This is a genomic window from Streptomyces capoamus, assembly GCF_014654935.1.
Classification (GTDB): Bacteria; Actinomycetota; Actinomycetes; order Streptomycetales; family Streptomycetaceae; genus Streptomyces; species Streptomyces capoamus.
In genome coordinates, this window is record NZ_BNBF01000040.1 from 17,390 (window position 1) to 22,378 (window position 4,989).

Here is a 4,989-nt window from a genome sequence, read left to right on the forward strand (position 1 = left end):
CGAAATCGGTGATGTTCCCGAGCGCGACCAGGGCGATGTAGAGCGCGAGTATGCCGGTGAGCACTCCGGCGGCGAGCCTGAGGCCGCCGGGGCGTGTGGGGGTGGTGGTCATGGCTGGATTCTCCCCGATCAACACCGGCTGCTTCCACGGGCATTGAGCCAGAATCCGGCCGGGCGCCCCTGAACGGACCGTTCCCGGTCGATTACAGTGCTGGGCGTCGTACGGGCGGACGGTGCCGTGGGGAGGTCTGGTGGGTGTGACATCCGGTGCCGTCTGGGGCCGTGCCGAGCAGCAGGACTTCCGCAGCCGGGTGCGCGGCACGCTGCTCGGCGCCGCGGTCGGTGACGCCCTCGGCGGGCCCGCCGACCCGCTGTCCCTCGCGGAGATCCGGGCCGCGTACGGCGGTGAGGGGCTGCTCGACCTGGCCTTCGGGCACGGGCGGCGCGGCACGGTCACCCACCACACCCAGCTGACCCTGTTCACCGTGGACGGGCTGATACGGGCCCAGGTGCGCCGCGACACCGGCGCCTGGCACCCGCCGACCGACCTGCACCGGGCCTATCTGCGCTGGGCGGCCACCCAGCGGGACTGGGGGCCGGACGAACGCCGCAAGGACGACGGCTGGCTGGCCCGCGAGGAGTGGCTGTACGCCCGCCGGGAGCCGACCCGCGCACTGCTCATCGGGTTCGGTGACACCACCATGGGCACGCCGGAGTCCCCGAAGAACCCGGGGGAGCTGGGCCCGGAGGCGGTCGCCCGCTCGGCGCCGTTCGGGCTGCTCGTCGGCTGGGAGCCGCAGCTCGTGGTCCAGCTGGCCGTGGAGTGCGCGGCCCAGACCCACGGCCACCCCATCGCCTGCCTGTCGGCGGGCGCGTACGCCGGGATCGTGCACGCGCTGGCCCGCGGCGACAGCCTGGACGGCGCCGTGCGACGGGCCGTGTCCCTGCTCGCCGCCCGCCCCGGCCACCAGCCCGTCTGCGACGCCCTCCAGCACGCCCTCGGTGCCGTACGGCAGGGCGTGCCCACCCCCGACCGGGTGGAGGAGCTGGCCGGCGACGGTACGGCGGACGGGCTGCTGGCGGCGTCCGTGTACTGCGCGCTGGTCGGGGAGGACGTGCGGCACGGGCTGTGCCTGGCGGTGAACCAGAGCGGCCCCTCCGCCGCCGCGGGCGCCCTCACCGGCGGCCTCCTCGGCGCCCTGCACGGCGAGACGGCCCTCCCGCCGGCCTGGCTGGCCGAACTGGAGGGCCGTCCCACGATCCTGGAACTCGCCGACGACTTCGCCATGGAGATGACCCAGGGCCCGGCACTGCACGGGCCGGCCGGTTCCTCCCCGGGCTGGCTGGCGCGGTACCCGCGGGCCTGAGGGGGAGCTACGGCGCCGGCACCGGTACCGCCGCCGCGTCTGCGTCGGTGTTGACCCGCTCGATGACGGCCAGGCGGGCCGGGGTGTCCTCCGGCTTGAGCCAGCCGATCAGGACGTAGAGGACGAGGGAGACCGCGAGCGGGATCGAGACCTGGTACTGGAGCGGGACGCCGCCGTCGACGTGCCAGTTGACGGGGTAGTTGACCAGCCAGAAGGCCAGCAGGCCCGCCGCCCAGCTGGTCAGCGCCGCCGTCGGGCCGGAGCGGCGGAACGTGCGGAGCAGGCCGAGCATCATCGGGATCGCGATCGGGCCCATGAGGCCGGCCACCCACTTGATGACGACGGTGATGATGTCCTTGAAGGCGGGGGAGTCGACCTGGGTCGCGACCGCCATGGACAGGCCGAGGAAGACGACCGTCGTGACGCGGGCCGCGACCAGCCCCGACCGGTCGTTCCAGCCCCGGGCCCTGGCCGACAGCACCGGCGCCACGTCCCGGGTGAACACGGCGGCGATCGCGTTCGCGTCGGAGGAGCACATGGCCATGGTGTGCGAGAAGAAGCCGACGACGACCAGGCCCAGCAGGCCGTGCGGCAGCAGCTGTTCGGTCATCAGGGCGTAGGAGTCGGAGCCGTCCGGTCTGTGCGCCGTGACCAGCAGCGGGGACATCCACATCGGGAAGAACAGGACCACCGGCCAGACCAGCCAGAGGAGCGCGGACAGCCGGGCCGAACGCTCGGCCTGGCGGGCGCTGCCGGTGGCCATGTAGCGCTGCGCCTGGTTGAGCATGCCGCCGTTGTACTCGAAGAGTTTGATGAACAGGAACGCCAGCAGGAACACCGTGCCGTACGGGCCGACCAGCGGCTTGCCGTGGCCGTGCAGCGCGGGCTCGTCCCAGGCACCGAGGAAGCCGATGTCCTTGTCGTCCAGCTTCAGCACGACGGCGACGAACATGGAGAGCCCGGCCAGCAACTGGATGACGAACTGGCCGAGTTCGGTCAGCGCGTCCGCCCACAGGCCGCCGATCGTGCAGTACACGGCCGTGACGGCCCCGGTGATGAGGATGCCCTGGTTCAGCGAGATCCCGGTGAACACCGACAGCAGGGTGGCGATCGCGGCCCACTTGGCGCCCACGTCCACGATCTTCAGCAGCATGCCGGACCAGGCGAGCGCCTGCTGGGTGGGGAGGTTGTAGCGGTTCTTCAGGTACTCCAGCGGGGAGGCCACGTGGAGCCGGGAGCGCAGTCGGTTGATGCGCGGCGCGAACAGCTTCGACCCGATGGCGATGCCGAGCGCGATGGGGAAGGACCAGGTGATGAAGGAGGTGACGCCGTAGGTGTAGGCGATGCCCGCGTACCCGGTGAACATCACGGCGCTGTAGCCCGACATGTGGTGCGAGATGCCGGAGAGCCACCAGGGCATCTTGCCGCCGGCCGTGAAGAAGTCGGAGACGTCGTCCACGCGCTTGTGCGACCAGACGCCGATCGCGACCATCACGCCGAAGTAGCCGATGAGCACGGCCCAGTCGAGACTGTTCATGTACCCGATCGTGGGTGCGAGCACATGAACACGACAAGCAAGAGGAAGGTCAAGTCAACGTAAAAAGGTTCGGCTAACTGACCTGCGTTCACTCATATGAACACCAGCACGCGCGTCAGCGCATCAGCTCCCCCGCGTTGACCAGCAACGACTGGCCGGTGATCGCCCGCGCCCGGTCCGAGGCGAGGAACACCACCGCGTCCGCCACGTCCGCGTCGGTGGCCGGCTCCGGCAACGCCATCCGCTCGGTCAGGCGGGCCAGCACCGCCTCCTCCGGCACGCCCTCCGTGTGCGCCGTGAACCGGACGTACGCCTGTACCGGCGGCCCCCACATCCAGCCCGGCAGCACCGAGTTCACCCGGATCCGGTCCGGACCCAGCTCCCGCGCCAGCGAGTACATCGCACTGGTCAGCGCCCCCTTCGAGGCGGCGTACGCGGCCTGCCGCACCTGCGAGGGCGCCGCCACGGCCGACTGCGTACCGATGAACACCACCGACCCGCCCCCGCCCGCCCGCAGCGCCGGCAGGCAGGCCCGGGTCATCCGCAGCGTCCCCAGCAGGTTGACGTCGAGGACCGACCGCCAGGTCGCGAAGTCCGCGTCCTGGAGTCCGCCGAAGTGCGTGTCCCAGGCGGCCACGTGCACCACCGCGTCGATCCCCCCGAACCGCTCCCGCGCCAGCCCCGCCAGTGCCTCGCACTGCCCCTCGTCGGTGATGTCGGCCGTCCGGTACGCCGTGCGCGCGCCGTCCGGGTCGATCCCCGTCGCGCTCCTGGCCAGGTTCGCCCCGGTGCGCGCCCCGAGCACCGCGTTCCCGCCGTCCCGCACGACGGCCGCCGCCACCTGGTGGCCGAGCCCGGCCCCGACACCCGAGATGACGACGGTCTTGCCCGCGAGCAGGGACATGGCCCCTCCTTCGGTCTGGCGCTTCATCTGACGGGGCGTCAGAGTATGGGCGACCGCAGGAAAGGGGAACCGCATGAGCGAGGACACCCGCAGCGAGCGGTACGCCGAACTGGCCGCCGTCGGCCCGTACGGCGTCCGCCCCGGCCACGCCCTGATCACCCTGGTCGAGCCGCACCCCGGCCACGAGTACGCCTACAACCGCTGGTACGAGGACGACCACTACTACGCCGGCGCGATGGCCATGCCCTGGATGTACGCCGGCCGCCGCTGGGTGGCGACCCGGGAACTGCGGCTCCTGCGCTACCCGGAGCCGTCGGCGGTCGCCCGGCCGGTCACCGCCGGCTGCTACCTCTCCACCTACTGGATCACCGCCGGCCGCTACGACGACCACATGAAGTGGACGGTCGCCATCAACCGGCGCCTCAACCGGGACGCCCGCGTCTACCACCACCGCACCCACGTCTTCACCGCCTTCCAGGACCACGAGACGACGGTGTACCGGGACGGCGCCGCCGGGCCCCGGGACGTCCACGCCCTCGACCACCCCTACGCCGGGCTGGTCCTGGAGGTCGTGGACACCGACTCGCCCGAACGCCGCGCCGAACTGCTCCGGTGGCTGCGCGCCCGCCACCTCCCGCGCCGCCTCGCCGGCTCCCCGGCCGCCCTGGTCACCGTGTTCCGGCCCACCCCGCTGCCGGGCGACCGCATGACCTACGTCCAGCAGGTCGAGGGCGTCGGCACCCGGCTCACCCTGCTGTGGTTCCTGGAACGGGACCCGCGGGAGTGCTGGGAGGAACACTTCACGGGCCTGGACGCCGAGGTGGCCGAGTCCGGCCTGGGCAGGGTGGAGCTGGCGGCACCGTTCATCCCGACGGTGCCGGGCACGGACCGGTACGTGGCCGAGCTGCGGTGAGCGCGGAGGCTCACTTCAGCTCGTCGGGGCACGGCGTACCGCGCGGCAACTGGTACGGGGCGGCCAGCCGGTACGTCCCCGCCTTCGGCGCCAGCAGCACCGTCCACCGGTCCCCGTCCGAGTCCTCCGGCGTCTGCGTCAGGCACCCGTCGATGTTCCGGTACGTCCTCGGCGTACCGGACGACGGCTGCGGCGGCTTCACGCTCTTGCCGTGCTCGTCGACGACGCTCAGCCAGGGCGAGTACGGGATCCGGATCAGGATCCGCCC

At 72.1% G+C, this 4,989-nt stretch carries 5 protein-coding genes and 1 pseudogene; 2 read left to right on the plus strand and 4 right to left on the minus strand.

Features of this window, described 5'->3' with window-relative positions; genetic code table 11:
* A pseudogene (locus IE312_RS43345) lies at positions 1 to 112 on the minus strand (DUF2165 domain-containing protein); the annotation flags it as partial.
* Positions 113 to 251: 139 nt separating this feature from the next.
* Here IE312_RS43345 and IE312_RS35910 point away from each other — a divergent pair.
* Positions 252 to 1,367 carry an ADP-ribosylglycohydrolase family protein gene (locus tag IE312_RS35910; protein WP_189986520.1) on the plus strand — a complete coding sequence of 372 codons (1,116 nt, stop codon included), beginning with the start codon at positions 252 to 254 and terminating at the stop codon, positions 1,365 to 1,367.
* A gap of 7 nt (positions 1,368 to 1,374) precedes the next feature.
* On the opposite strand, the gene IE312_RS35915 is transcribed toward IE312_RS35910, so the two are convergent.
* On the minus strand, positions 1,375 to 2,904 hold the full coding sequence (locus IE312_RS35915) for a sodium:solute symporter family protein (RefSeq protein ID WP_189986521.1): 1,530 nt from the start codon (positions 2,902 to 2,904) through the stop codon (positions 1,375 to 1,377).
* Between the two features lie 115 nt (positions 2,905 to 3,019).
* Positions 3,020 to 3,808 (minus strand): SDR family oxidoreductase, encoded by a 789-nt coding sequence (locus IE312_RS35920; protein WP_189986522.1) that lies wholly within the window; start codon positions 3,806 to 3,808, stop codon positions 3,020 to 3,022.
* A gap of 73 nt (positions 3,809 to 3,881) precedes the next feature.
* Between IE312_RS35920 and IE312_RS35925 the strand changes: the two genes are divergently transcribed.
* Positions 3,882 to 4,721, plus strand: coding sequence for a hypothetical protein (locus tag IE312_RS35925; RefSeq protein WP_189986523.1), 840 nt, complete (start codon positions 3,882 to 3,884; stop codon positions 4,719 to 4,721).
* Between the two features lie 10 nt (positions 4,722 to 4,731).
* Here IE312_RS35925 and IE312_RS43350 read toward each other — a convergent pair.
* The coding region (locus IE312_RS43350; RefSeq protein WP_502267009.1) for a DUF8823 domain-containing protein at positions 4,732 to 4,989 on the minus strand (258 nt) is incomplete at its 5' end.